At 53.0% G+C, this 25,758-nt stretch carries 18 protein-coding genes; 7 read left to right on the top strand and 11 right to left on the bottom strand.

Annotated features, from left to right (window positions below):
- Positions 1 to 30: 30 nt before the first annotated feature.
- Complete coding sequence (locus tag PS2015_RS06720) at positions 31 to 1,044, top strand: response regulator (protein ID WP_082628014.1); 1,014 nt, start codon at positions 31 to 33, stop codon at positions 1,042 to 1,044.
- An 8-nt stretch (positions 1,045 to 1,052) separates the two neighbouring features.
- Positions 1,053 to 2,042 carry a diguanylate cyclase gene (locus PS2015_RS06715; RefSeq protein ID WP_058021494.1) on the top strand — a complete coding sequence of 330 codons (990 nt, stop codon included), beginning with the start codon at positions 1,053 to 1,055 and terminating at the stop codon, positions 2,040 to 2,042.
- Here the strand turns inward: PS2015_RS06715 and PS2015_RS06710 are convergent.
- The 3 genes from PS2015_RS06710 to PS2015_RS06700 are packed head-to-tail and all read right to left on the bottom strand — an operon-like array spanning position 2,031 to position 6,593.
- Entirely contained in the window at positions 2,031 to 2,528 is a 498-nt protein-coding gene (locus tag PS2015_RS06710; RefSeq protein WP_058021493.1) for a methylated-DNA--[protein]-cysteine S-methyltransferase, read from the bottom strand. The genes PS2015_RS06715 and PS2015_RS06710 overlap by 12 nt on opposite strands.
- A 2-nt stretch (positions 2,529 to 2,530) precedes the next feature.
- Entirely contained in the window at positions 2,531 to 4,705 is a 2,175-nt protein-coding gene (locus tag PS2015_RS06705) for a PQQ-dependent dehydrogenase, methanol/ethanol family (RefSeq protein ID WP_058021492.1), read from the bottom strand.
- A gap of 52 nt (positions 4,706 to 4,757) precedes the next feature.
- On the bottom strand, positions 4,758 to 6,593 hold the full coding sequence (locus PS2015_RS06700) for an outer membrane protein assembly factor BamB family protein (RefSeq protein WP_058021491.1): 1,836 nt from the start codon (positions 6,591 to 6,593) through the stop codon (positions 4,758 to 4,760).
- A 184-nt stretch (positions 6,594 to 6,777) separates the two neighbouring features.
- On the opposite strand from PS2015_RS06700, the gene corA reads away from it, so the two are divergent.
- Entirely contained in the window at positions 6,778 to 7,728 is a 951-nt protein-coding gene (gene corA / locus PS2015_RS06695) for a magnesium/cobalt transporter CorA (RefSeq protein WP_058021490.1), read from the top strand.
- Between the two features lie 17 nt (positions 7,729 to 7,745).
- Positions 7,746 to 9,110, top strand: a complete 1,365-nt coding sequence (locus tag PS2015_RS06690; protein ID WP_058021489.1) for an NTP/NDP exchange transporter — start codon at positions 7,746 to 7,748, stop codon at positions 9,108 to 9,110.
- Here PS2015_RS06690 and PS2015_RS06685 read toward each other — a convergent pair.
- From PS2015_RS06685 to PS2015_RS06675, 3 genes are read right to left on the bottom strand one after another with little or no spacing between them, the layout of a single operon-like run.
- Positions 9,097 to 10,188: a hypothetical protein gene (locus PS2015_RS06685; RefSeq protein ID WP_156412678.1), complete on the bottom strand. Its 1,092-nt coding sequence runs from the start codon at positions 10,186 to 10,188 to the stop codon at positions 9,097 to 9,099. The genes PS2015_RS06690 and PS2015_RS06685 overlap by 14 nt on opposite strands.
- Before the next feature lie 45 nt (positions 10,189 to 10,233).
- Positions 10,234 to 11,373 carry a beta-ketoacyl-ACP synthase III gene (locus PS2015_RS06680; protein WP_058021487.1) on the bottom strand — a complete coding sequence of 380 codons (1,140 nt, stop codon included), beginning with the start codon at positions 11,371 to 11,373 and terminating at the stop codon, positions 10,234 to 10,236.
- Positions 11,374 to 11,410: 37 nt separating this feature from the next.
- Complete coding sequence (locus PS2015_RS06675) at positions 11,411 to 12,691, bottom strand: serine hydrolase domain-containing protein (RefSeq protein WP_058021486.1); 1,281 nt, start codon at positions 12,689 to 12,691, stop codon at positions 11,411 to 11,413.
- Between the two features lie 368 nt (positions 12,692 to 13,059).
- Here PS2015_RS06675 and PS2015_RS06670 point away from each other — a divergent pair, with 368 nt between their 5' ends.
- Entirely contained in the window at positions 13,060 to 13,266 is a 207-nt protein-coding gene (locus PS2015_RS06670; protein ID WP_058021485.1) for a cold-shock protein, read from the top strand.
- A gap of 190 nt (positions 13,267 to 13,456) precedes the next feature.
- Here the strand turns inward: PS2015_RS06670 and PS2015_RS06665 are convergent, their stop codons facing one another.
- The 3 genes from PS2015_RS06665 to PS2015_RS06655 form a co-directional block, all read right to left on the bottom strand.
- Complete coding sequence (locus PS2015_RS06665) at positions 13,457 to 16,324, bottom strand: TonB-dependent receptor domain-containing protein (RefSeq protein ID WP_082628013.1); 2,868 nt, start codon at positions 16,322 to 16,324, stop codon at positions 13,457 to 13,459.
- Positions 16,325 to 16,649: 325 nt separating this feature from the next.
- A complete protein-coding gene (locus tag PS2015_RS06660; protein ID WP_058021483.1) occupies positions 16,650 to 18,455 on the bottom strand; it encodes an acyl-CoA dehydrogenase in 1,806 nt (601 codons plus the stop codon).
- A gap of 21 nt (positions 18,456 to 18,476) precedes the next feature.
- Positions 18,477 to 19,133, bottom strand: coding sequence for a TetR/AcrR family transcriptional regulator (locus PS2015_RS06655; protein WP_058021482.1), 657 nt, complete (start codon positions 19,131 to 19,133; stop codon positions 18,477 to 18,479).
- Between the two features lie 95 nt (positions 19,134 to 19,228).
- Between PS2015_RS06655 and PS2015_RS06650 the strand changes: the two genes are divergently transcribed.
- Both PS2015_RS06650 and PS2015_RS06645 read left to right on the top strand, forming a co-directional pair.
- Positions 19,229 to 20,326: an efflux RND transporter periplasmic adaptor subunit gene (locus PS2015_RS06650; protein ID WP_058021481.1), complete on the top strand. Its 1,098-nt coding sequence runs from the start codon at positions 19,229 to 19,231 to the stop codon at positions 20,324 to 20,326.
- Positions 20,323 to 23,355 carry an efflux RND transporter permease subunit gene (locus PS2015_RS06645; protein ID WP_058021480.1) on the top strand — a complete coding sequence of 1,011 codons (3,033 nt, stop codon included), beginning with the start codon at positions 20,323 to 20,325 and terminating at the stop codon, positions 23,353 to 23,355. The genes PS2015_RS06650 and PS2015_RS06645 overlap by 4 nt, the downstream gene beginning before the upstream one ends.
- 57 nt (positions 23,356 to 23,412) lie before the next feature.
- Here the strand turns inward: PS2015_RS06645 and PS2015_RS06640 are convergent, their stop codons facing one another.
- Both PS2015_RS06640 and PS2015_RS06635 read right to left on the bottom strand, forming a co-directional pair.
- Positions 23,413 to 25,053 (bottom strand): long-chain fatty acid--CoA ligase, encoded by a 1,641-nt coding sequence (locus tag PS2015_RS06640; RefSeq protein ID WP_058021479.1) that lies wholly within the window; start codon positions 25,051 to 25,053, stop codon positions 23,413 to 23,415.
- A gap of 219 nt (positions 25,054 to 25,272) precedes the next feature.
- Entirely contained in the window at positions 25,273 to 25,677 is a 405-nt protein-coding gene (locus tag PS2015_RS06635; protein ID WP_058021478.1) for a hypothetical protein, read from the bottom strand.
- Positions 25,678 to 25,758 lie beyond the last annotated feature (81 nt).

Here is a 25,758-nt window from a genome sequence, read left to right as displayed (position 1 = left end):
CTGTCTTTCAGCCATGGATGAGCGAAGCGTATGACCCTACCCGTTTTAATTTGCGACGACTCGCGTCTCGCGCGCCGCCAGATGGCGCGCTCATTGCCGGAAAACTGGGATGTTGATCTGTACTTTGCTGAAAATGGTGCGGAAGCCATTGACCTGATCAGACAGGGCAAGGCCGATTTGCTGTTTCTTGATTTGAATATGCCGGTCATGAATGGGTATGAGGTGCTGGACATTATCCGCACCGAAGACCTGCCAACCATGGTGCTGGTAGTTTCTGGCGACGTTCAGGCTGAAGCCAGACAACGAGTGATGTCAAAAGGCGCACTGGATTTCATCCGCAAACCGGTGTCCCGCGAACAGGTCACCGACATTTTGCAACGCTATGGCATCTATGATCCTCAGCGCCCCAAATCCGTCCAGACCCGCCCATATGATGTGTTTGAAGAAGAAGGGCTGGATTTTCTGGAGTCCTTCCGAGAGGTTATCAACGTAGCCATGGGACAGGCCGGCAGTCACCTCGGCGAATTACTGGGCACGTTTATTCAATTACCTGTGCCGGAGGTCTTTATGACCTCGTACAGCGAAATTGATCACCATCTTGCCTATGCTGAAGGTGATCATCTGAGCGCGGTATCTCACGGCTTCAGCGGCAACGGCATTGCCGGCGAGGGCATTGTTCTGCTCGAGTCATCGCATATCATGGACCTCAAACAACTGGTCGCCTTCGATTTGCCCGCTGGCGCCGACTCACATGCCGGGATTCTGACTGACCTGTCAGAGTTACTGGTCGGCTCTTGTCTCAAAGGCATCAGCCAACAACTGGATATCGACTTCAACCACAGCTACCCGGCCATTCTGGGTCATCATCAACGATGTAATGAATTGCTCGACTGCGACAACAACAACCAGACTGTACTGGCTGTCAATATTACCTATTATCTGCAAAATCCTGCTTTTGATTGCCATTTGTTGCTGGTCCTGACCGAAGATTCAGTTCCGGCACTACGATCACGTGTGGAACTGATAAACACCGGCAAAGACTGAGGCCTCTCATGCCAGATATTGATTCGATAACCGACAATCCGGCCGATGGCATGCAACGCCTGCATCTGATCATGCAATTATTGCAGACTCTGGACAACGGCCTGATCCTGCTGGATCGCGATCATAATATCCAGCTATGGAACAGCTTTATGGAAAACCACAGTGGCATTTCGACCAGTGATGCCCGCAATCGAAATCTGTTTGAGCTATTCCCGGATTTGCCCCAGGCCTGGCTGAAACGCAAGATTGAATCAGTTTTCAAACTCCAGAGCCGGACTTTCTGCACCTGGGAGGAACACCCACGGTTATTCAACTTCAAAAGCACCCGACCCATGACGGGCCACTCGGCGAAGATGTATCAGAATATTACGTTTATCCCGCTTCACGGCCTCGACAAGACTGTAAATCAGGTCTGCCTGTTGGTGTATGACGTCACCGAGATTGCGACGCGAAAAAAGGAACTGGAGTCTGCTAATGAATCGTTACGACTTGTCAGCCGCACAGACGGTCTGACCAAGCTCTATAACCGTGCTTATTGGGAGGAGTGTCTGAAGCTGGAGTTCCAGCGTAGCCAAAGAAGTGGTCGTCCGGCATCACTGATTCTGCTGGACATAGACCATTTCAAGACATTCAACGATACCCATGGACACCAGGCCGGCGACCAGGCCTTGCGCATGGTTGGACAATTGCTGCAAAAATTTCGCCGGGCCACAGACACGGCAGGTCGCTATGGCGGCGAGGAATTTGGCATTATCCTGCCTGAAACAACGGTAGAACAGGCGAAGATTTTTGCGGAACGCCTGCGCCTTAAAATAGCGACATCTGACGTTATCTGGGACGGTGAGTCGCTGGCATTGTCCATCAGTATCGGAATCAGCGCTTTACAGGCAGACATGAACACTCATCAGGATTGGATCGAAGCCAGCGACAATGCTCTGTATCAGTCCAAAGCAGCTGGTCGCAACAGGGTCAGCGTAGCAGGTGATTCAGCTGAGTGAGAATGGCAGACTTTGCTGCTCCAGAGCCAGCAAGTGTTGTTTACAGGCCAGTCCTCCACCGAAGCCGGTCAGGGAACCATCACGGCCAATCACCCGGTGACAGGGTATGACTATCGGTATGGGGTTTTGGCCATTCGCGGCGCCCACTGCCCTGCTGGCATCGGGTCGGCCCACCTGGGCCGCAATATCGCCGTAACTGCGGGTTTCACCATAGGGAATAGTTTTCAGCGCGTTCCAGACCAATAACTGAAACTCAGTCCCCTGAGGCGCCAGGGGCAAATCAAACTCGGTCAACTCCCCGCCAAAATAAGCCTTCAACTGAATTTTGACATTTTTGAATGCATCATTACGTCTCAGCCAGTCAGGCTCAGGTTGTCTTGACGCCCTGCCCTCCGGGAAACTGATTAATGACAGTTGCATGCCGTCACCGGCCAGCAGCAAGCTGCCAACCGGTGATTCATACACACTGTAGTAAACAACAGACATGATTACTGCTGGGCCCGCAGTTCATCAGCCAGCGCAATCGCCCGCGAAATCACGTACTGCAGCACGGCTTCTGAGTCAGACTCTTCCAGTTGTCCATCAAAGGCTACCATGCCACTGCTGGCCAGTTCACCTTCCAGCACGACGGCATTCCAGGCATCCAGATCATGCAGCCGATCGGCATAACGCAGATCAGGGAATACACCAGCCCCATCGCTGACAGCATTGGCACCATGGCAGACACTGCAGAAGCGCCCATAAGTCTGCTCACCCTGTGCCAGCATTTCATTGTTGGCGATCAGGGCCGGAGGATTCAACTCTTGCTCATCTGCCACGATTTCACGCGTAGGCAACTGATGACTACCGTTGAGTGCGTAAACCAGTACACGTGAATTATTGCTTGATGCGCGTGTTGTAGAACCCATTGCGCCCGGTCCTTCCTGAGGCAGGGCACGAGACCCGGTCACCAGAGCAACATACTGCACGCCGTCCAGTTCATAGGTAATCGGGGCAGCTACGGTATGTGACTGCGTAATACCTGACCACAGACGTTCGCCATCGCTATCTCGATAGGCAACAAACTCTCCGGCTGCATTACCCTGAAACACCAATCCACCGGCGGTCGTTAACACACCGGCCGCAGCGGTTTCTATCAACTGAGGCTGGCGCCACACTTCCTGCTGAGCAATCGGATCCCAGGCCATCAAATAGGCAGCGCGATCCGGCGCCCCCAGAGCTGCTACCAGGCGTGCCCCTTCGGCCATATCGGTACCGGTATTCCAGCCGCGCTCGGAGCGTTCGAAGTTCTCCTGTGCTACATAACCCATATAGTTCTCGGTAACAGGCAGGTAAACAAGGCCGGTATTTTGACTGTAAGACATCGGATGCCAGTTGTGGCCACCCAGTGGACCGGGCTGTACGATAATCGGAACTCCCGTATCGTTGTAACGGGCTTCCGGTATTTCTACTGGCCGACCGGTCTCCAGGTCCACGTGTGTGGCCCATGTCATTGGCACAAATTTTTCTGCTGACAGCAATCTTCCTGTCAAAGCGTCCAGCACATAGAAGAAACCGTTCTTGGGAGCCTGCATGACCACTCGACGCGTTTCACCGCCAAACTCCACATCAGCGACGATAATCTGCTGGGTCGCTGTATAGTCCCACGTTTCACCGGGTGTAGTCTGATAGTGCCAGACATAACTGCCGTCATCTGGGTTAATGGCGACGATTGAGGACAGGAACAGATTATCCCCACCGCCCGGGCTTCGCAGCGACTGATTCCAGGGCGAGCCGTTACCGACCCCAAGATACAGCAGATTGGACTCAGGATCGTAGGCCATGGAATCCCAGACGGTACCGCCACCGCCCATCTCCCACCATGTGCCTGTCCATGTTTCAGCGGCCATTTCCAGCTCAGGCTGTTCAAAACCATCCGCCGGATTACCGGGAACAGTGTAGTAACGCCAGAGCTGATCACCGGAAGATGCATCATAGGCAGTTACATAACCGCGCACACCGTACTCTCCGCCGGCGTTGCCAATGATGACTTTGCCGTCAATGATGCGTGGCGCGCCGGTTATCGTGTACGGCTGACTCTGATCTACGGTGACCTGGCTCCAGACCTGTTCCCCGGAAGCTGAATCAAGCGCAATCAAGCGCCCATCAAGTGCACCGAAAAAGACCTTGCCATCCCAGACTGCAACACCGCGGTTCACTACATCACAGCAGGCATCCACTCCACGGGCGCGGTCCACTTCCGGATCAAACTCCCAGAGTAGCTGCCCTGTAGCCGCATCATAGGCTTTGACCATACTCCAGGCGGTGGTCACATAAAGCGCACCATCGACCATGATTGGTGTTGCTTCCTGCCCGCGGCTGGTGTCCAGGTCCGAAGACCAGACCAGACCCAGCTGATCAACGTTCGATTCATTGATTTGCGTGAGCGGCGAATAACGCTGCTCCCAGTAAGTACGACCGGTAGACATCCACTGACCAGGCTCGCTGTCTGCGGAGATCAGACGGGCAGCATCCACGGAAGCCTCGTATCGAGGGTGGGCAGGCGCTGCGGGTTCAGCCGGCGAACTGCTCACCGCGGTGCTCGCTGGCTGGTCTGAAGGTCCACAGGCTGCCACAAGTATGGCAGCCGCTGCCATCAGCCCAAGGTGAGTTTGTTTTTTCATGATTACTCCCTGCATATGAACATAGGTTTCTTATTCGTTGCTTTAGTTACGTTCAATTGTTAACTCTGAACACCAGTATGGCATTGCCAGCCATCTGGCTGAAGGTGGCGTAACCTGAACTGACCACCATGTAATCACCGGACAGAACGGGACCTGTTGCATCAATTGAACCACCACGGGTTTCCACACCATTGATGGCAGCATAGTCCTGCACCGTATTCAGCTCCCAGACAATCTCGCCGGTCAGACGATCATGAGCAAACAGATAACCACTGAGCGAGCTGGCAATAACCAGGTCATCGGTTGTGCTGACTGGGCCGGAATAGGCATCCATGCAGCCACGCACACCCTCCTGACATCGTTGCGGAGCAGCCGTGTACCAGAGCACCTCACCGGTTTTCATATCAATGGCATGCAGGCCCGGTTGCGAGGGACTGGCACCATCAGCACCCGTGCCCCGATCAGAGACCGGTACATAGACCACATCGCCATCAAAACTCATGCCCCAGTGCACACCGCCCAGGGCACCGCCACGACCTATGCGGGTGGACCAGAGCAGTTCGCCATTATTGTCCGGATCCAGACCAACCACAACTGCGCCCTTGGTCCCCGCGACCACAATATCCTGACCGTTACTCAATGTCGTCGTCACGATAGGCGCACCAATATCAACATCAGGCCCGGCATCCGGGCAATTTGGATGCTCACCACCCATGGCGCAGGCCATGGTAAATGCATCATCTTCCATGGTTTGATGAATCCAGAGAATCTCGCCGGAATCCATGTCGAAGGCTATGACAGAGTCACTGCTGTTGCTGGCCGGGCGGGTATAGTTCTGACCTGTACCAGCATAAACAATCCGGCGCTCGGCATCGATGCTCGGGGCCTGCCAGATAGGCGCACCGGAAGGCGCGTAAACCGGGTTACCAATACTGTTTTCACCCACATGAACAGCCTCTTCCATGACATAGGTATGCCATAATTTGATGCCACTGTGCAGATCAAAAGCAGCCACATTGCCGCGGAAGGTGCAGCAATGATGATCGGGGCGGCCGGCAGCGCCTACCTCAGATGAAGAAACGGGTACAAAAATCATATCATCATAAACAACCGGAGACCCGGTACTGCGCGCATAAGGGTTGGAATCCACATCGGACTCCCACTTCAGCTCACCGGTTCTGGCATCAAGCACATGCAAGTGATTCGATGCATCGGCAACAACAGCCAGATAAGCATCATGAACACTCGAGAAGGCCACTGTAACGGCAGCCCGCACTTCCTGCGGGGCATCATAGATCCAGTAGGTACACCCTGTTTCCAGGTCCATCGCGCGCACCTCGCCGGATGGACTGCCCAGAATCATCACCTGGTTAATAATGGTCGGCTGCGCCCGGGCAACAGACGCGTTTTCCAGACCCCAGGCCCAGACCAGTTCGAGTTGATCAATATTATCGGCGGTAATACTGGTTCCTCGTGAAGACTGATGGCGCTCGTTACTCAGGCCATTGCCCCAACCGTTCCAGTTGCCCGGCAGTGATAACTCAAACTGCGGCATCGGCAGATCGCAGCGCTGCGTCGGCGCCGCTGCCAGCTCTTCGCGCATCGGTTCGCCAGCCAGAAACTCCGACAGAGCTATTTGTTGCTCTGCAGTCAGGGGGGCACCCTGAGCCCTCATGACCCCCTCAGTCAATGCCCGGTATATGCTGTTAGCTGTGTAGGTAGATAAGGCATCGCGCGGTGGTGTGCGCTCGTCCTGAGGTGCCGTATGGCACATGGCACAATATTGTGTGTACAGGGAATCGCCATCAAGATTTTCAGCGGCCTGCAAGCCAGACCAGGACATTGCCATCAACAGGGACAACATAACCCCGCCATAAGTTTTGCGCATACTTCCACCCTCAGATAAAAACGGTTAACTCATCACAGAGTTTGATGTTACCGCAAACCATATACGAAGCGAACACCTGATCGCTTCAGTCAACGTCTGTATGCGACAGGATGCCCGGCGGGCTGGCTCAGCTGGGTCGGTTTGGTGTATAGTTCGCGCCAATAAAACAGCAGGACGCACCCGGATGCTGATTCGATATCGATTGGACAGACAGCAATACCTGGTACCAAGCCAGGAAGAGATCTCCAGCGAATCGCTGGCTGCCGCTCTATGGCTGGATCTGGTCAATCCCGATGACGAAGAACGCGATATTATCGAAAGTCTGCACAGCCAGCCCTTGCCTGATACAGAGGATGTCGAGGAAATTGAAGCCTCTGCCCGTTCTTATCAGGATGAAGTTGGTCTGCACGTACACTCCCTGTTTTTGCACAAAACCGAAGAAAGGCATCGCAATACCAGCGTCGCCTTCACCCTGACTGACTCACAGCTTATTACCCTGCGCGAGCGCGAAATTCCTGCGTTTCGCCTGATGCGGATGCGGGCGCGACGACTGAAGGGCCTGGCAGAAGATCCGGTTTCAATATTACTGGGCCTGTTTGAAATCAAGATTGATGATCTGGCTGACACGCTGGAAGAGGTCTATACGCAACTGGAAGAGACCAGCAATCTGGTGCTGGAAGATAACGATGCGGATATAGAAGATGCCCTGGACGAACTCGCCCGCCAGGAAGATACCAATGGCAAGGTCCGCCTGTGTCTGATGGACACTCAGCGCGCGTTAAGCTTTCTGCTGCGGCGTGGCAAACTCTCCGCCGTTCATGCTGAAACGGCACGAGAACTGCTGCGCGACATCGACTCACTGTTGCCCCATAACAGCTTTGTTTTTGACAAAATCAACTTCCTGATGGATGCCGCTCAGGGCTTTATCAACATCAAGCAGAGCCAGATAATCAAAATTTTCTCGATTGCTGCCGTGGTGTTTTTGCCACCCACTGTAATCGCCAGCATATACGGCATGAATTTCAACACGATGCCGGAACTTGGCTGGCAGTTTGGCTATCCTTTTGCTCTCGGTTTGATGGTATTATCGGGCGTCGCACCCTACGTATTCTTTAAAATAAAGGGGTGGTTGTAATCGTCTGAGGAGTTGTGATGCAGTCAGCCTGGCATGCTTTGATTAATCGCTCCATCAATATCCGCCAGGGCGAAGGCCCGGCGCTCTTCCTTTCCGGTCTGTATTATTTCCTGCTGCTGTGTGCCTACTACATCATCCGCCCGATTCGCGATGACATGGGCGCAGCCGGCGGCGTAGAAAATCTGGCCTGGCTGTTTACCGGCACACTCGTCGGCATGATGATTCTGCATCCGATTTATACTGCCATGGTGGCGCGCATGACCAGACGACGCTTTATCGCTCTGGTCTACCGCTTTTTCATGTTGCAGCTGGTATTGTTCTACCTGGCCTTTCAGAGCCTGAGCGGCCTCAGTGAAGTCTGGGCCGGCCGGGTGTTTTTCATCTGGACCAGCGTATTCAATCTTTTTGTAATCTCGGTTTTCTGGTCATTGGTCAATGATGTATTCAGACCGTCGCAGAGCAAACGTCTGTTTGGTGTGATTGCCGTGGGGGGCACCGCCGGTGCCCTGAGCGGGTCTGGTATCACATCCTTTCTGGCCGCCGGACTGGGGCCAGTCACGCTACTGCTGGTATCTGCAGTACTGCTGGAAGTCGCTGCTCATGTCGCCAGATTCCTCAGCGACAATGAACAGAAACTGGCACTGGCGGCAATAAAAGACGAAGCAGAAGGCAAAGACCGGGACCTGAAACAGAGCCGGGTACCTGAAGCCGATGAAATCAGCGCCGAGGTCGATGCCAAACAACACGCTGTGATCGGCGGCGGCGTGCTTGAGGGTATGTATCATGTGCTGCGCTCTCCCTATCTACTGGGTATCGCGGCATTGATGTTGATGTTTACCATAGTCTCCACCTACCTGTATTTCCAGCAGATTGCCATCGTCAATGAAGTTTATGGCGATGACCGTACCGGGCGCACTCAGCTTTTTGCCAACCGGGATTTGATTGTCAATGCCATCACCCTGATTGTTCAGATGTTTCTGACCGGCAGAATCCTGCGCTGGCTGGGAGTCGGAATCAGCCTGGCTCTGCTACCCGTGATCAGTTTTGTGGGGTTTGGTTTACTGGCGGTTGCACCCGTACTGCTGGTCGTGATCAGCTTCGATATCATTCGCCGTGCCGGCAATTTTGCCATTCAGCGCCCAGCCCGCGAGTCACTTTATACTGTGGTATCACGTACCGATAAATACAAAGCCAAAAATTTCAACGATACATTTGTATATCGGGTAGGTGATCAGGTCGGAGCCTGGTCCTATACCGCCATGGCCTGGTTCGGAATAGGACTTTCCGGTCTTGCTGTAACCATGTTGCCGGTCTCGGCACTATGGTTCGTACTGGCAATCTGGCTCGGCAGGCAATATCAGACTCAAGTCAGAAGTCAATAACGCCAATCAGTGTCACGCTGTTACGACTCCGGTAATCATCGGCGTGCTGATAACGGTCAAGCAATATCTGCACCCGTTTGCCTCGTGCAAGCTGATAGACCAGCGCAGCGCTATAAACCATGCCAGTGCGATCGTCGATCGGGAAATTCATATTGGTATCAACTTCGTAATCCAGCCCGACCCGCCCTGTCACACTCCAGTTGCCGGTCTCGTCCAGAGGTCTGGTTAAGCCAACAGTGCTGCGCAGTACAGCGAGATGCTCATCATAACCAAAAGGTTCGCTTGTCACACGCCCCAGACTATCAGTTTTGGGCTCATGGTGATTGCGCACCATCTGCAATGCCACGTCAAAATTAAGGGTGCTGCGCGACGGCAACCACTCCAGTCGGCTTTCATTAAAACGAGCCAGCACCCCGGCCTGTAAATACTGACGATCGTAGGCACTGTCACGACTGATGGTGAGTGGACCCGTGGCAGTACGCACATTTACTGTACTGTTACCGTTATACATCAGATAGTCGTAACGAATAGCGGCCGACCAGACCGGACCTAAAACTATTCCCGCATCAAACCGCGGTCCGAAACTTTGCCCGCGGGCTCGACCATTGGCGTAAAGCACATCAGAAGCACTTTCATCTATGGCTACACCAATCCCAATGTAAGATGTTTGAGTTGGTGCATACAAAACGCCCAGATCCAGGCGATCACTGGTGCTTTCCATCAAACCTTGCTCTTCACGCCCCGCAAGCCTGACCATTACCCTGGCATAAACTGGACGCTCATGGTCTGTTGCAACGGGAATCAATGAGTCATTCTGTATCGCCCAGCTGTCCGTGCGGGATTCCATATCAGTGGGCGCAGGCGGATTTGCTGAGGACTGCTGTGCGTTCCAGATTCTGTTGGCCGTCTGGTAACTCACCAGGCGATTAACCACCTCGCCAAAATCACCACCGGCAGAATAAAAGCGACGCAAGCCCGATTCTCCCATCGCACCCATCCACTGTCCACGTACCTGCGGAGTAGCTGCATCAGCGTTATTAAATAATGGCAGACTGATTGACGCTGACAATGAAAACAAGATCAGTCCTTTTGAATACAAACGCACCTTCACGCACTCCCTTGCTTAACGCTTACGCAGCAATAAACTTCCTATGGAATAACCAGCACCAAAGGAACACAGCATACCCAGATCACCCGATTCCAGGTCTTCATGATGCAGACTGAAGGCAATCACTGATCCAGCCGACGCAGTATTGGCGTAACGATCAAGCACAATGGGCGCCTCATCATTATCGGGCATACGACCCAGTAATTTTTTTGAGATCAGCTGATTCATATTGATATTAGCCTGATGCAGCCACCAACGTCTGACGTCTGTGGGTTCGAAACCATAAAGCGCCAGGTGTCCTGACAAATGCTCCGCCGCCATAGGGCAGACTTCTTTGAATACCGCCCGCCCTTCCTGATGGAAAAGTTTATCAACTCCAAATGGGTCGGTATCAAAAGCACGTGACATATATCCGAAATTAGAACGGATATTGTTGGAATAAACAGTTTGAGCCTGAGTACCCAATATGTCAAAAACGGAAGCTGAATTCGCTGTATCACCACGCTCGACAATAACTGCTGTTGCCACATCACCAAATATAAAATGACTGTCGCGATCACAGAAATTAATTTGCGGAGATACCAGCTCAGGATTAATCACCATCACCGCCCGGGCGGTACCGGAACGAACCATCTCGTAAGCGCGGTGCAGGGCAAAGGTCGCAGCGGAACAGGCAACCAGCATATCAAATCCAAACCCTTCAATGCCCAGCTCATCCTGAACTTCAATAGCGATAGCAGGATATGCTCGCTGCGTGTAGGCACAACTGACAATCACAGCGTCAATATCCGCCGCTTTTTTATTGGCTGCCGCCATCGCTTTTCTGGCAGCATGCAGCGCAATCTCGGCCTGGTGACTCAACTCACCCTCAGCACGCTCAACGATTCTTGGCCGCATGCGGTTGATATCAAGAATGCCATCTTTAACATAGACATGACGCTGCTTGATGCCGCTGGCTTTTTCAATAAAGCTGGCATCCGATTTCATCACCGGCGCCAGACGACCGGCTTCAATCTCTAACGCATTTTCAGTATTAAAGCGGTCTGCATAGGCGTTAAGCGCCTCCACCAATTCTTCATTTGTTACTACATGATCAGGTGTCCAGAGACCGGCGCCGCTGATGACAACCTGATCACTTGCTTGATGCAAGCGCATAAATACTACCTTCCCCAATTTTTTATTGTACCGCGACTCAGTCAGTGATCGCGGCGTATGTTAATGCCTTGAATGTTGCTCTTAGTGGTACCCGGACATTCATGTGTTGAATCATGACAATGCCAATCAGTTCTTCCTCAGGATCGATCCAGAAAATGGTACCTGCGGCACCTCCCCAGTAATACTCACCATCAGAGCCGACACCGCCGGCTGCTGTCTGATCATCAACCACCGCAAAACCCAGACCAAATCCCGTGCCCCGGGCGAAACCAGGCAGCTCCTGCGGATTATGAACGCCATTAGCCCCAAAAATACCGGGCAGATGGTTGCGTGTCATGTATTCCAGTGTTTTGTTACCGATAATGCGCTGACCATCCAGCTCGCCGCCATTCAGAACCATCTGGCTGAATCGCATATAATCTTCGGCGGTTGACAGCAAACCACCGCCGCCGGATTCAAAGGTGCGCCGGTTCACAAAATTGCTGCCTTCCGGACGGTCACTGACCTCCAACTCCCCGGTCTGGGGATTAAATGTATGATTAGTGCCAAAGCGGGCCAGCTTGTCAGCAGGCACTTCAAAGAAAGTGTCGTGCATCTGCAGGGGCTCGAATATACGGGTACGGAAGAATTCCCCCAGTGTCATGCCAGATACGGCCTCGACCAGTGCGCCCAGAACATCAGTGGCAACACTGTAGTGAAAACGTGTTCCGGGTTGGTATTGCAGAGGAATCTGACCCAGGCGGTCAATGAAAGTATCCAGATCCGGCGCAGCCATCACATTCGCATCCCGGTATTGCCGGTCAACCAGAGTGTCGCCGAATACACCGTAGGTCAGTCCGGAGCTGTGCGTCATCAGCATCTGCACTGTCATCGGGCGTTCAGGCTGCACCAGCGATCCACCAGGCCCGGCTACCCGCACATTCTGGAACTCAGGCAAATGACGGGCGACTGGATCAGTCAGTTGCAGCTTGCCTTCTTCATACAGCATCATCACCGCCAGTGTGGTGATGGGCTTGGTCATCGAATAGATGCGGAAAATGCTGTCACGAGCGAGCGGCTGCGAACTTTCCTTGTTTAACTCACCGTAGGCATCAAAATGGACAATTTCACCGCGCCGGGCGATCATGCTGACCACACCAACCAGCTCGCCGTCGTCAACATATTGATTGATCACGGGCGTTATACGCATCAGCCGCTCTGAGGACATGCTCACGGCTTCCGGGTTGTCATAAGACAGGTTATCTGCTGTCAGAGGTGACGAGAAACCGAAAACGGCAATAACGCACACAAGCAGAGTGCGTGAGATTCTGAGCGACATAACTTCTCCCCTGATTCTTTATTCTGATTCAAGGCAGATGATAACCCAGCCCGAGCAATAATGTAATACTGCCAGACAGGCACAATAACGCGTTGTTTTAATTGGCATATTGCCAGTCGATTGAGATGCGACCGACGTGCCAGATGACATCACCTGATGTCGATATACGAAATATGTTGACTTGCCATGCGCTAAGCGTACAATGCATACCAAGCCAGAATACCGGCTATATTTATGTCTGCAATACGAAGTGCCGCATTTAGACCCTCGTCCTGTATCTCATATTTGTAATCGTATTTTTTGCTTCGCGGATCACCGTATGGTGTCGCCGTTGTTTAATATTTAAGTAATTTTTAAGGAAATGTAATATGTCTACAGTGACAGGTCAGGTTAAATTTTTCAACGAGTCAAAAGGTTTTGGATTCATTCAGCAAGATGGCGGCGCCGATGTATTTGTACATTACAGCGCAATCAAATCTGCCGGATTCAAGACTCTGGCTGAAGGCCAGCGCGTTGAATTCACTGTAACCAAAGGCGCCAAAGGTTTGCAGGCTGAGAACGTCGTCGGTCTGTAATATCAGATCAACGATGACAGGCTCTTGAAGCCTGTATGAACAGCAAGAACAAACTAAAAAAGCCGGCAGGGATTCCTGTCGGCTTTTTTGTTATTGATGGCAATCATCGGGAACGAACGGGTCGGCGCCCGATACACAAACTTCCAACCCCGACCCCCCTCTCAATCATCCTGGCTAAAACTTCAGCCGATCAGAATGGCTGCCACTCAACAGATGCCCAAAACTGGCGTCCCCAAGGGCTGTGAAGCCGACTTTCAAACCCGCCAAGAACGGGTAGTCGCTGCGGCAGTCGATCAAACACGTTGTTTATCCCGGCGCTTAAGGTAATCTCGCTATCAAAGAACTGATCGAGCACGTGTGTATACTGCGCGTTGGCAATGCTCCAGTGGCGCACCTTACCATCTGATGGCGCCGGAACTCCAGTTAACAGGTTGTTAACCCGGTCATCAAATATAACCGAATCCTGATAGCTATATGTGAATGAAGCGCTTTGGTTTTCCCTCATCCAGGCCAACCTTAATTGCGACTTGAGCTCCGGGACTGGCGCAACCACACCGGTAAGTGCATTCTGCCGACCCAGCGCATCAATCTGAGCACCGCCATCGGCATACTCATACTTGGTATTGTAGGTAGCACTCAAGGTGGTCGTGAATCTGCCCAGATTGTTGATATCCATAGTGTATCGTGCACGCATATCAAACAAATCAATCCAGACAGAACTCACATTCTTCGCCTGACGAACAACACGCTGCACTTGTTGTGTATCACGGGCGCGGGTTACGCTAGCCAGAGGGCTGCCACCTGCAGCCAGCCACGCATTAGCAGCGCTGCGAGTAGCAGAACCGGGTGTTGAATCGTAAGCTCCTTCTGACGATCCGATAGCCCGCAGCATTTCCAGGAACTCGATTCGAACAACATCTTCTGTACCAATGGTTCGAATACGGTCCGTATACTCGATAGACTGATAATCAAGACTTAGACTCAGTGCGTCGTTAGGCTCCCAGGTAAAACCAACGTTCCAGATATCAGAAGTCTCTGGCGCCAAAGCGGGATTACCAGAAGAACAGGTTGCACCTCCTTGCAAGGTACCACCAGTAATCGGGTCAGCACCGAAAAAGATCTCACCACAGTTTTCGTTTGGATCAAACGGGCGAGCATCCGCGGGTGTCGGTGCCAGGAAACTTTCGCCTACTGAAGCGCGAAAAGCCAGAGTGGGCAGTGCCTCCCAACGTATCGCCACCTTAGGTGTTGTCGTTTGCAGATCGTATGTAGTGAAATCTTCGTGTCTCACCGCAATTTGCATGTCGACCGTTTCCAGCAGAGGCAATTCGAACTCGGTATAGACTGCCTGCACAGAACTACCATAGTTGCGATCAGTTGGCGGCGTATCGATGATACTACTATTGTAATCACGACGCGCTTTTGCCAGTGGGTTTGCGTTATTCCACTCTTTGATATCACGCATCTGGTAACCAACAGCCATTCTGGCCATTCCGGCTGGCAGGTTGTACAGGTCACCTGTAGCGTTCACCTCAAAGACAGTCAACTCACGTTGAGAGGTTCTGAATGGTACCGTCGGCGCGATCCAATCAACCAGTTCCTGACTGTTATCGGTAACACCCGGCTGATAAAACTGAGACCGGGGATCGTTTGAGCCGAATGGGTTAAACCACTCATTGCCATTTGGCCCGCCCTGCCCAATAAGTGCTGCCGCCAAATGCGGCATATTGATCATATGGGCGTTGTAATCTCGGTGCTGCCGCTGTGAAGAATAGTAGGTATTGGCAGTCCAGGTATCAGTGATATCGTAACGTGCACCAACTTTGTAGCGCTGAACTATATCTTCATAAGTCTGCTTACGCGCCCCGGTGGCGGGATCTGCAAAAGACGGCAGAGTTCCCGATAAAGCAAACGGACGCCAGGCCCACGGTCCCACATCCACCCCGAATGGGTTTGCGGGGTGAGCCGCAGGAACGACCAACGCCTCGCGGTTGTTTACGTTCAGGTGATATGTCAATGTGTTGTGGTTCTCACTTTCACGTGATGCCAATGACATTTGTGCTTCCAGGACTACACCACTGGGTAATTCGTAGCTCAAATGTTGAAACAGATTCGCTTCAGTCTTGCCTTCTGCCAAAGGCCACTGCTGTCCGTAATTGAAGTAGCAGTTGCTACCCAGCCGGATACCGCTGGGATTGTTGTTAACCTGGCCAAAATCGGTAACATCATTGAAAGCACCACAATCCGGATCAACCAGGCTAGGCGCAACAAGTCGTCCACCGTGAATCTCACCCGGGTCCGGAGTACCGCCCACCAGCTCACGCCATACACCTACGCCACCTGACGTGGTCCAGCCATAATCCGCGCGCAATGAACGCGGTCTCTCAAAATGCATCAGCGGCGTGGTTCTCGCATAGTCACCAGCCACAACCCAATTCAGACCGTTGCCAAATTGACGTCCGAACAATATACCCAGCTTATTATCCTCAAAATCACCCGACTCAGAGCGCTGGTGAGAAACCCGGGTCCGGATACCATCGAAACTTTTGATAGGTATTAGATTGACAACACCCGCAACCGCATCCGATCCGTAAAGTGCAGAGCCGCCGTCCAACACAACTTCCATCCGATCAATCGCGATATCAGGTAGCAGGGTGTTAATAGCAGGATCGACGGATCGCATACCATCCATCAGGGTCAGTGTGCTGTTTTCACCAAGACCTCGCAGGTTAAAGGTGGTGCCAACACTGCTTTGTCCGCCACTATTGCCTGCGTTCACATTAGCGACTGTGTTGGTATTTTGTGTGTAAGTCAGATCCCGAATGTAGTTACCCATATTGGGCGCACCAGACTCGAGAATTTCTGCTTGAGTGACATTATCTACGGGGTTGTTTTGCGCAAATGCACTGTTTCGGATAAAGGAACCAGTTACCACTACTTCCTCAATTTCAGGATTGTCCGCAGGCTGCGCATTCAATGCAGCCGGCACAGACAGCGAACCGGCGATACAGGCAGCAATCACCCGTCGCAAGTAACTCGACTTATCTTGTGTAGTCATTATTTTATCTCACTCCGATTGTAATTTTAATTGGTCGTGATATCTCTTGATGATCACCGAACAAGATGATCAGCAAAGCCAACGCCGCGCTAATCATATTTATTCCGTGATCATGTGACTATAAGGGATTCAGAGTAAAATCTTGTCAAATGCAAAAAAAATCACACTTTCCGTTACAAAGCTGACACAATTTGCTTTAGTGACATTTTTATGACAGCCCTTTGCTACCAATCAGGGTACCCGTACATATAGAGGCCAGGCTGTCAGCGGACACTTGCTCTGTTGTCAGACCATCCGCAATCATGAAACATTCTGTTACATTTGTTCAGAACCAACCATCGCGCATATCCAGACAGCTTGTATCCATGGATGCCAGCAAATCGAGCCATGGTGAAATTTTGGGCAGTTCCCAGCGGAAAAAGTACTGCCCTGCCTGCATTTTGCCACGATAAAAATCATCATCCCTGCCAGCAGCCACCTGTAACTGCTCCAGCCAGATCCATGCCATGACAATGTGTCCCATCGCTTCCAGATAAATACTGGCATTCGCCAGTGTCAGCTCAGGCTGCCCGGTGCGATGAAGTTGTCGAGTAATCTCTACAATCCGGAATACAGCCGCATCCAGCTCTGCCGCGTATTCAGCCAGCACAGGCACAGCGGCAGCTGAACGAGTGCATTGCTGAATAGTCTGCACCAACAGGTCAAGACCGGCCCCCTGTTGCATCACCACCTTGCGGCCCAGCAGATCCAGTGCCTGGATACCGTGGGTGCCTTCATGGATCGAGTTTAGCCGGTTATCCCGATAGAACTGCTCAACATTGTAGTCACGGGTATAGCCGTAACCGCCATGTACCTGGATAGCCAGATCATTGGCCGCCAGGCACCACTGAGAGGGCCAGCTCTTGGCAATCGGCGTCAGCATATCCAGTAACAGCGTAACCTGATCACGCTCTTCCGGCAGCGCCTCACGCTCCTGATCAACCAGGCATGCGCAATACAGGTTCAACGCCAGACCGCCTTCCACGTATGATTTTTGAGCCAGCAGCATGCGTCGCACATCGGCATGCGCAATCAGCGGCACCGGATCTGAACTCGGGTCTTTGTTGATCGGCAACCTGCCCTGCCGTCGCTCGCGCGCGTACTGCAGGGAATGCAGATAACCTGTATAACCTAGTGCTGCTGCCCCGAGACCGACCCCGATTCGCGCCTCGTTCATCATATGGAACATGTAGCTGAGTCCCTTGTGAGGCTCCCCGACCAACCAACCAACAGCACCGGCGCGCCCACCGGGACGATACCTGCCCTCACCAAAATTGAGCAGTGTGTTAGTCGTGCCACGATAACCCATTTTGTGATTCAGCCCTGCCAGCACCACATCATTTCGGTCAGCAATTGAACCATCAGCATTCAACAGGAACCTGGGCACCAGAAACAGCGAGATTCCTTTGACACCAGCCGGCGCACCGGGCAGTTTCGCCAGCACCAGGTGCACAATGTTTTCGGACAACTCGTGTTCACCACCCGAGATCCACATCTTGTTGCCGTGCAGCCGGAAAGTCCCATCCTCGGCAGGCTCTGCGCGGGTGCGAATATCAGCAAGAGATGAACCAGCCTGAGGCTCAGACAGACACATAGTGCCAAAGAAACGCCCTTCCATCATAGGACGCACCCAGGTGTCGATCTGTTCAGCCGAACCATGTGCCAGCAACAGATTCGCGTTACCTATGGTCAGAAACGGATAGGCGGCGGTGCCGACATTGGCGGCCAGAAACCAGGCAAAACAGGCTTTTTCCACCACGGTCGGCAACTGCATACCACCCAGTTCATAATCCTGTCCCGCTGCTATCAGACCCGCATCGGCAAAGGTGTCCAGTGCCTGCTTGATTTCCGGAATCTGGTGAACCCGCTCACCATCAAACCAGGGTTCATTAGCATCATTTTTTTTGTTGTGCGTGGCAAAATGTTGTTCCGCAATCTGCACAGACAGATCCAGCGCCGCATCAAACGTTTCCCGGGAATGATCCCGGTAGCGTGGCAGCTCGGTGAGTGATTCAACCTTGAGCCATTCGTACAGTAAAAAATCAATATCACGACGGTTTAAGATTAAGGAACGATCAGGTCCTGAAGACATATAGTTGGATTCCGGCAATTACTAGGCTTGTATGGAGGTTGTAAGCGATTTGATGGTGTAGCGCACCAATGCATCGGCATCGGCAAATGATCCGGGTTCACAGCACGCCCGGCGGGTCTGCATAATGACTCCATGCAGGGCACCCTGCAAGTAAAATGCCGTCTGCAGCGGGTCCACAATTTTGTCCCGGCTCAAGGTACCATCCTCGAGTCCATTAAGAAGCGCAGCAACCATAGTCTGATTGATATCATGTCTGCAACTGAGCATTTCGTGCTGCAATTCATCTGCTATTTCTGGTTCCGGAAACGTGGAAACATTGGTCAACACATCAAAATAATCCGGAAGCTGCTGTGAAAACAGATAATAGGCCCGGCCAATGCCCTCTATCTGCGCCACGCCATCCTGTCCCTGTTCTAACGCCTTTTTGAAGCGCGACAGCAGCATCTGAGCGGCACGCAGCATAATGGCGCGCATAATAGCGGCCTTGTCACGAAAGTAGACATACAGTAACGCACGACTCAATTGTGCCCGCCTGGCGATATCATCCATAGTCGTGTGCTCAAAACCCTGGCTGAAAAACATCTGCTCAGCGGCATCCACTATGGCCTCGTAGCGAGCTTTTTTTTCCAGCAGACGTCTCCTGTCCGCTAGATCGGCTGTTGCTTTCGTTTGCGTCACTGTGATCTTTATCCTCAATTACGGCTGACATATTGACAATATGTCAATCTCTGACAATATGTCAACGACCCGACCAATATCCCGGAGTGTGCCGTATGTGGTGGTTATCCCGAGCTCGGCTGATGTTCAGCATGAAATACCTGTGCCTGACCCTGTTTTTTCTGATCCTGCCCGGCTGCCAGAGCGATGCCGACAACACGCCCGCTGCTCTCGCTGACACGCCTCTTACCCCGGTCCGTGTCAGCACTGTAAGGCTCAGCGAGCAGCCCGGGACGCTGCATTTTGCCAGTGTCTCAAGAGTCAGGCAACGCGCCACGCTAGCCTTCCAGATCAATGGCGTATTACGCGAGCGCCATGTAGAGCTAGGCCAATCAATTGAGCCCGGACAGGTGCTTGCAACGCTCCATAATCCCGCGCTGCAACCCGCGCGTGATGCCGCTGCGGCCGCTCTGGCTCAACTGGAAACCGACGCTGCGCAAAACGCGCGCGAACTGCAGCGCCTTGAGACATTATATGCGCGCGAAATGGTCTCTTTACAGGTACTGGAACAGGTGCGAACCCGCACCGAAAGTCTTGAATCAGCTATTGCCTCGGCACGCGCCAGCCTGAACCAGACACAGCAACTACTGAACGAAACCCGGCTGACAGCACCATTCGCCGGCAACGTGGAGTCTGTGCTGCTGCAGCCGGGGGAGTTTGTTCAGGCCGGTCAGCCAGTCATGCGCATCTCGTCGTCCCAGGGGCTGGAGACTGAGATACGCATTCCCCCACATCTGCAAGCCAACCTCAGCCTGGGGCAGACGCTACCGGTCAAGGTTCCGATGACCGATCTGACCACCACCGGCACGGTCATTGATATCAGCAAGGGTAACACCAGTGATATAGCACTGTATCCTGTCGTTGTCGCGCTGGATGATAGCCGCCTGCAAACTGGCATATCCATTGAAGTCGGTATACCTATGGATCAACAGCCGCAGCTGCTTGTGCCCATGACCGCCGTGATGCGTTCTGCCGAAGGCCTGACTGTCTTTGTCGTGGAAAACGATATTGTGCGGAGAACCCCGGTTACAGTGCTCAGTATTCGGGGGGAACATGCAGCTTTGCCAATGGATAGTCTGCCGGCGGGTACACAACTGGTCTATACCGGTCTGACCCGCCTGGCAGATGGCGATCGAATCCGGGTGCTGCCATGATCAGGCAAATTCTGTCACGTCCACGATTAATCGTGCTGGTTGCCTCCATGCTGTTTATCAGCGGCCTGGCATCTTACGGCAGCATGGCACGGCAGGAAGATCCTACCTTTCCTGGTCGCGCCGGTCTGGTAACAGCGCTGTATCCGGGTGCCACTGCAGAAATCATGGAACGTCTGGTTCTGGAGCCACTGCAACAGGAAATCGCCCAGGTTGAAGAAGTCGATGATTTCACAGCCGTCGCCCGCACAGGTGTCGCTCTGGTCAGTGTGGCCCTGCGTCAGGACATTTACGACACAGCACCGGCATGGGAGCGTGTCCGTCAGGCCATGGACAGAGCGCGTCTGGAAATACCTCAAGGCTTGACGGAACTCTCGCTGGATGACCGGATCATGGGTACGCCTGCCGCCGTGCTGGCGGTGGCTGGCTCGGCTTCAGCTATCGAGCTGTCTCTGGCAGCAGAACGCCTCAAGCGCGCTTTGACCGGCTTGCCGGGGTTATCACGTATCGAAATAGAGGGCGATGTCGCGCAGCAGATCAACATCGCCTTGCGTGACCCCGATCTTGCCCGTCTGGGTTTGAGCCCCGGCACAGTCGCCAATCAGCTCGCACAGCGTAATCAAATCCTGCCAGGCGGATTTATTATCAGGGATGGGCTAAGGATTACACTGCTTGCCAACACCGAATTCCGTGATATCGATGAGATGGCAGCAACTCAAATCTCCTTGCCAGATGGTGGTCAAGTGCCCTTGTCGACCCTGGCTGATCTTTGGCGTGGCCCACTGGACCCCATGCAGCCGGTCACTTATCAGGACGGCGAAAGAGTGGTCGCTCTCAGCATTCACGCACGTAGCAACGAAACTGACGCTATTGGATTCGGCAGACTGCTACGTGACAGAGTTGAGGGTCTGCGGGCAGAGTTCGCACCGCTGACAATACAAGAACTTTTCTTTCAGCCAGATCAGGTGGAACGACGATTGTCAGACCTGATGGGCAACTTGCTGCTGAGTATGCTGATCATTACTGTCATTGTATTTTTGGGCATGGGACTGCGTATGGGCATTCTGGTCGCTTCGGTATTACCCGTGGTCACCGTCATTACGCTGGGAATCTATAACCTGGGCAACGGCGTGCTGCACCAGATAGCCGTGATTGGCATGGTGATTTCACTTGGCATTCTGATCGATAACGCCATCGTCATGATTGAAAATGTCCAGAATCGCATTAACGAAGGCGCCACACCGTCCGACGCTGCCGGAGCCGCCGTCAGCGAACTGGCTGGGCCGCTGGGCTCATCGACTGGCACAACGCTGGCCGCCTTTACCCCCCTGCTGCTCTCCACCGGCGGCACTGCTGACTTTACCCGCGGCATACCGGTCATGATTATGCTGACATTGAGCGTCAGCTATCTGATCGCAGTCAGTCTGGTGCCTTTGCTGGCCGCGTGGTTCCTGAAACCTTCACCGACCCGGCGCAGCGCCTGGTTCGACGCCCTGGGTGCCTGGTTGGCGGCTTGCAGCGAACGCGCGCCGCGGCTGATCATTCTGGCAGGCCTGACAATTGTACTGGCAAGCCTGTACACAATCACCATGCTGAATGTGCAGTTTTTTCCCAATGCCGATCGGCCCCAGGTCGTGGTTGAAATGTTTTTGGCTGAGGGTACAGATCAGGAGCGAACTGACGATGTATCGGCTGATCTGGAGAGAATGATCCGTCAACAGGACAACGTAGTCAGTGTGCACCGTTTCGTCGGTTTTACCGGCCCGGGTTTTTACTACAACCTGCCCAACTCGACGCGGGCACCCAATCGCGCTCGCCTGGTGGTCAATCTGCAGAGACTTTCTGACACCGGCCCCTTCATGGACTGGATTCGTACTTATACCAGCGAGTCACTACCTGATCTGGATGTCACTGCCGGGACCCTGGCCCAGGGCCCTCCCCGCGTCGCCCCGGTTGAAGTGCGCATCTATCATACTGATGACCGCACACGACTGGCCGCCGCCGAGCAGGTTTTTCAGGTCGTCAAGAATACGCCAGGCGCCGTCGATGTGCGCCACGACATCGATCTCGGTACGCCGGTATTGAAACTGACTGTTGACGACGCCACGGCACAGCGATACGGCATCAATCGGGCTGATGTGGCCAGAATGCTGTTTGGCCGCAGTCTCGGTTTCACGGCAGAGCAGTACCGTCAAGAGCGCGATCCGATCCCTATTGTGGTGCGCTCACACGCTGGACTGCAGTCTTCCGCCGAACAGATATTGTCGGGTTATGTCTATAATGCGCGCAATGACGCCATACCGCTGAGCCTGATTGCCACCGTGTCCGCGGACTGGCAGCCAGCAGCGATTCAACATCGCAACGGTCAACGCGTCTACTCAGTCACCTCGGGGTTGGCTGACGGATTCAGCTTCAGCCAGATACTGGCATCCCTGAATACGCAATTGGAAGAAAATCCATTACCGTCTGGCACACGCATAGAACTTGGCGGGGATGCCGAAAGTGCCGGGGAAGCCAATCAGGCAATATTCAACACCGCACCCATTGGCATTTTATTGCTGCTATTCTTCCTGCTGATGCAGTTCAATTCGTTTACACGAGTAGGCATTGTTCTGCTGACCGTCCCGCTGGCTGCGGCCGGTATTTTTCCGGGACTGGTATTGAGCAACTCGCCATTTGGGTTCCAGCCGCTGCTTGGCATCATCGCATTGGTGGGCATTGTCGTTAATAACGCTATCGTCCTGCTGGATCTGATCGACCAACGTCTAAAAAGCGGCATGGGTATCAATGAAGCGGTTAATGAGGCAGTCACACGGCGAACCCGGCCCATTCTGCTGACCACGGCAACAACTATTGCCGGTCTGTTGCCGCTGGCGTTTTCGGCGTCGACATTATGGCCACCAATGGCCTGGGCGATTATCTCAGGGCTGCTGGCTTCAACCATCCAGACTCTGCTGGTGATCCCGGCAGTCTGCCGCTTGGCACTGGATTCGCGGCAGCAACGGCTGAGGGTCAAGCAGAGCCCGGCTTAACGAATAATTCGCGCAGCACTCCGGCTCTGTATGGCCCGTTCGCCTTGCATATCTATCTTAGCGCTGATCCGGCAATTGATAACCGTCAGCTTCCAGCTGGGCACGGACAACTTTTTTATCCATCTTGCCGGTTGCTGTCAGCGGAATTGATTCAACAAACAACACATCATCCGGCAACTGCCAGCGCGCGAACTTGCTCTCACAGTGCGAAACCACCTGTTCCGCCGTCAAATCGGCACCTGGCTTTTTGATGACCAGAGCCACCGGGCGTTCATCCCATTTCGGATGCGGGTGAGCCACCACGCAGGCCTGCGCCACGCCCGCCAGCCCAACAATGTGGTTCTCCAGATCAACTGAGGATATCCACTCGCCCCCTGATTTGATGAGGTCCTTGGAGCGGTCAGTGATAATGATGTAACCCTCAGGATCTATCTTTGCTACATCACCCGTCACCAACCAGCCATCGTGAAACTTGTCGGGTTGAGGATTATTGAAATACTCAGAACATATCCACGGCCCGCGAATCAACAACTCACCAAAGGCTTTACCATCGTGAGGCAGCGGGTTCCACTGATCATCAAAAATCTCGATTTCCAGACCCGGAATTGGCAAACCAGCCTTGGCCTGGTTCGCAGCACGTTCCGCATCAGACATTGCCAGATGTTTTCGCTTGCTGGTACGGCGACTGATAGTTGCAAGCGGACTGGTTTCCGTCATGCCCCAGCCCTGTACCATTTCAACGCCGAGTTCGTTCCAGAACCATTCGATCAATGAGGGGGGCGGCGCAGAACCACCACAGGTCAGACGACCCAATGCTTTGAACTTATACTGATCCGGCTTGCTTTCCATCAGGCCCTTGATACCCTGCCAGATTGTCGGCACGCCGGCTGAGATAGTGACATCACAATCCATAATCAGACGGGCAAGGTGATCGGGCACCATAAACCGGTGCGGATACACCTGTTTCATACCCAGCATGGTGGCTACCCACGGCAGTCCCCAGGCGTTGGCATGAAACATCGGCACAATACCAAGCAGTGTGTCTGTAGCAGACAAACCCATCACATCAGTCATTGCAATGGAAATCGTATGCAGATAGTTGGCTCTATGGGTATACATGACCCCTTTGGGTTTACCTGTGGTGCCGCTGGTATAACAAAGACCCATCGCCGAGTTTTCATCAATTTCCGGCCAGTCGTATTTTTTAGGTTTGTCCTGAATAAACTCTTCATAGTCAATTGCATTGGGCAGACTGGTCGACCAGTTTTCAAAACCCGGCTCGGCAGCAACAATGATTTTTTCGACACTTGGCATTTTGCCGGCAAGTTTTTCCAACAAAGGTAGAATATCTGCATCAACAATAATGACCTTGTCTTCAGCGTGATTGATGATGTATTCCAGATCCACCGGTGCAAGTCGAATATTCAGTGTATGCACCACAGCGCCCATGCAGGCCACAGCATGGTAGGCCTCCAGATGACGGGCACCATTCCACATAAATGTCGCAACACGGTCACCAATCTGCACCCCCGCATCGTTTAATGCATGTGCCAGCTGGTGGGCGCGATTGCGCGTTTCCAGCATGGTCTGGCTGCGCACACCGGTTTCCGTGGCGGTCTGAACTTCTACATCCGGCTGTAACATGGCACCCCGGTCCATCAGCCTGTGCATTAATAAGGGAGTCTGTTGCATTGTCATTTATTGTGCTCCTGACGCGGTTAAATCGGCTATTACCAGTTTTCAGAGATACGAAGACTAAACCAGCCGTGAACGCAGTTCAACAGATTATGAACTGATTCAGCTTGTACTGCGACAGAAGGAAAAGACAAGATGACAATTGACAATAAAAAAACGGGAGAGTGCCAGTCATCACTCTCCCGCCATGTGCCAGAATGGCTAAAGATTCCCGCGGAGGAATTACTGCCGGGTATATGTCGCCGTCAGCAACACTTCACCCTGCTCATTGGTCTGGACCATTTCAATTTTCGGGCTGGTCGGACCAAACAGCCACTTGGCTGATATATAGACACGATTGAAAACGGGTGGCAAAGTGACATAACCACCCACCAGGTAGGTGGACTGACCCATGCCGACCCCATCCCACATACAAGCTGCTTTGCCGCGTGATTCAACACGGAAATAACCGTCACCAAATTTGGGCGCCGGGATATTGATCTCACTGATTGTCAGCACACATTCGTCGCCCGCATCCGAGTGATAAACACCATCGATCTGTGCCAACGCTCCCTGGCCAAAAGCCATCAGCCCGGCTGTCAATATTCCTGCCTTGATCAAGCCCTGTTTAGAAAGTCTTACGCTCATAGTCACCCCTGAATAATGTCCACTGCCGATGAATGGAATGTCTTTTTTGTAGGCCAGATGTTAGATCAGCCCCAAAAGCAG

Origin of the sequence: Pseudohongiella spirulinae (assembly GCF_001444425.1) — a bacterium.
GTDB classification, from domain to species: domain Bacteria; phylum Pseudomonadota; class Gammaproteobacteria; order Pseudomonadales; family Pseudohongiellaceae; genus Pseudohongiella; species Pseudohongiella spirulinae.
This window is presented reverse-complemented; position numbering and strand designations above follow the sequence as displayed.

What these genes read in the sequence shown, in the direction of transcription:
- PS2015_RS06720 (WP_082628014.1), top strand. Translation starts at nt 31, where the DNA reads ATGACCCTACCCGTTTTAATTTGCGACGACTCGCGTCTCGCGCGCCGC.
- PS2015_RS06715 (WP_058021494.1), top strand. Translation starts at nt 1,053, where the DNA reads ATGCCAGATATTGATTCGATAACCGACAATCCGGCCGATGGCATGCAA.
- PS2015_RS06710 (WP_058021493.1), bottom strand. Translation starts at nt 2,528, where the DNA reads ATGTCTGTTGTTTACTACAGTGTGTATGAATCACCGGTTGGCAGCTTG.
- PS2015_RS06705 (WP_058021492.1), bottom strand. Translation starts at nt 4,705, where the DNA reads ATGAAAAAACAAACTCACCTTGGGCTGATGGCAGCGGCTGCCATACTT.
- PS2015_RS06700 (WP_058021491.1), bottom strand. Translation starts at nt 6,593, where the DNA reads ATGCGCAAAACTTATGGCGGGGTTATGTTGTCCCTGTTGATGGCAATG.
- corA (WP_058021490.1), top strand. Translation starts at nt 6,778, where the DNA reads ATGCTGATTCGATATCGATTGGACAGACAGCAATACCTGGTACCAAGC.
- PS2015_RS06690 (WP_058021489.1), top strand. Translation starts at nt 7,746, where the DNA reads ATGCAGTCAGCCTGGCATGCTTTGATTAATCGCTCCATCAATATCCGC.
- PS2015_RS06680 (WP_058021487.1), bottom strand. Translation starts at nt 11,373, where the DNA reads ATGCGCTTGCATCAAGCAAGTGATCAGGTTGTCATCAGCGGCGCCGGT.
- PS2015_RS06675 (WP_058021486.1), bottom strand. Translation starts at nt 12,691, where the DNA reads ATGTCGCTCAGAATCTCACGCACTCTGCTTGTGTGCGTTATTGCCGTT.
- PS2015_RS06670 (WP_058021485.1), top strand. Translation starts at nt 13,060, where the DNA reads ATGTCTACAGTGACAGGTCAGGTTAAATTTTTCAACGAGTCAAAAGGT.
- PS2015_RS06665 (WP_082628013.1), bottom strand. Translation starts at nt 16,324, where the DNA reads ATGACTACACAAGATAAGTCGAGTTACTTGCGACGGGTGATTGCTGCC.
- PS2015_RS06660 (WP_058021483.1), bottom strand. Translation starts at nt 18,455, where the DNA reads ATGTCTTCAGGACCTGATCGTTCCTTAATCTTAAACCGTCGTGATATT.
- PS2015_RS06650 (WP_058021481.1), top strand. Translation starts at nt 19,229, where the DNA reads ATGTGGTGGTTATCCCGAGCTCGGCTGATGTTCAGCATGAAATACCTG.
- PS2015_RS06645 (WP_058021480.1), top strand. Translation starts at nt 20,323, where the DNA reads ATGATCAGGCAAATTCTGTCACGTCCACGATTAATCGTGCTGGTTGCC.
- PS2015_RS06640 (WP_058021479.1), bottom strand. Translation starts at nt 25,053, where the DNA reads ATGACAATGCAACAGACTCCCTTATTAATGCACAGGCTGATGGACCGG.
- PS2015_RS06635 (WP_058021478.1), bottom strand. Translation starts at nt 25,677, where the DNA reads ATGAGCGTAAGACTTTCTAAACAGGGCTTGATCAAGGCAGGAATATTG.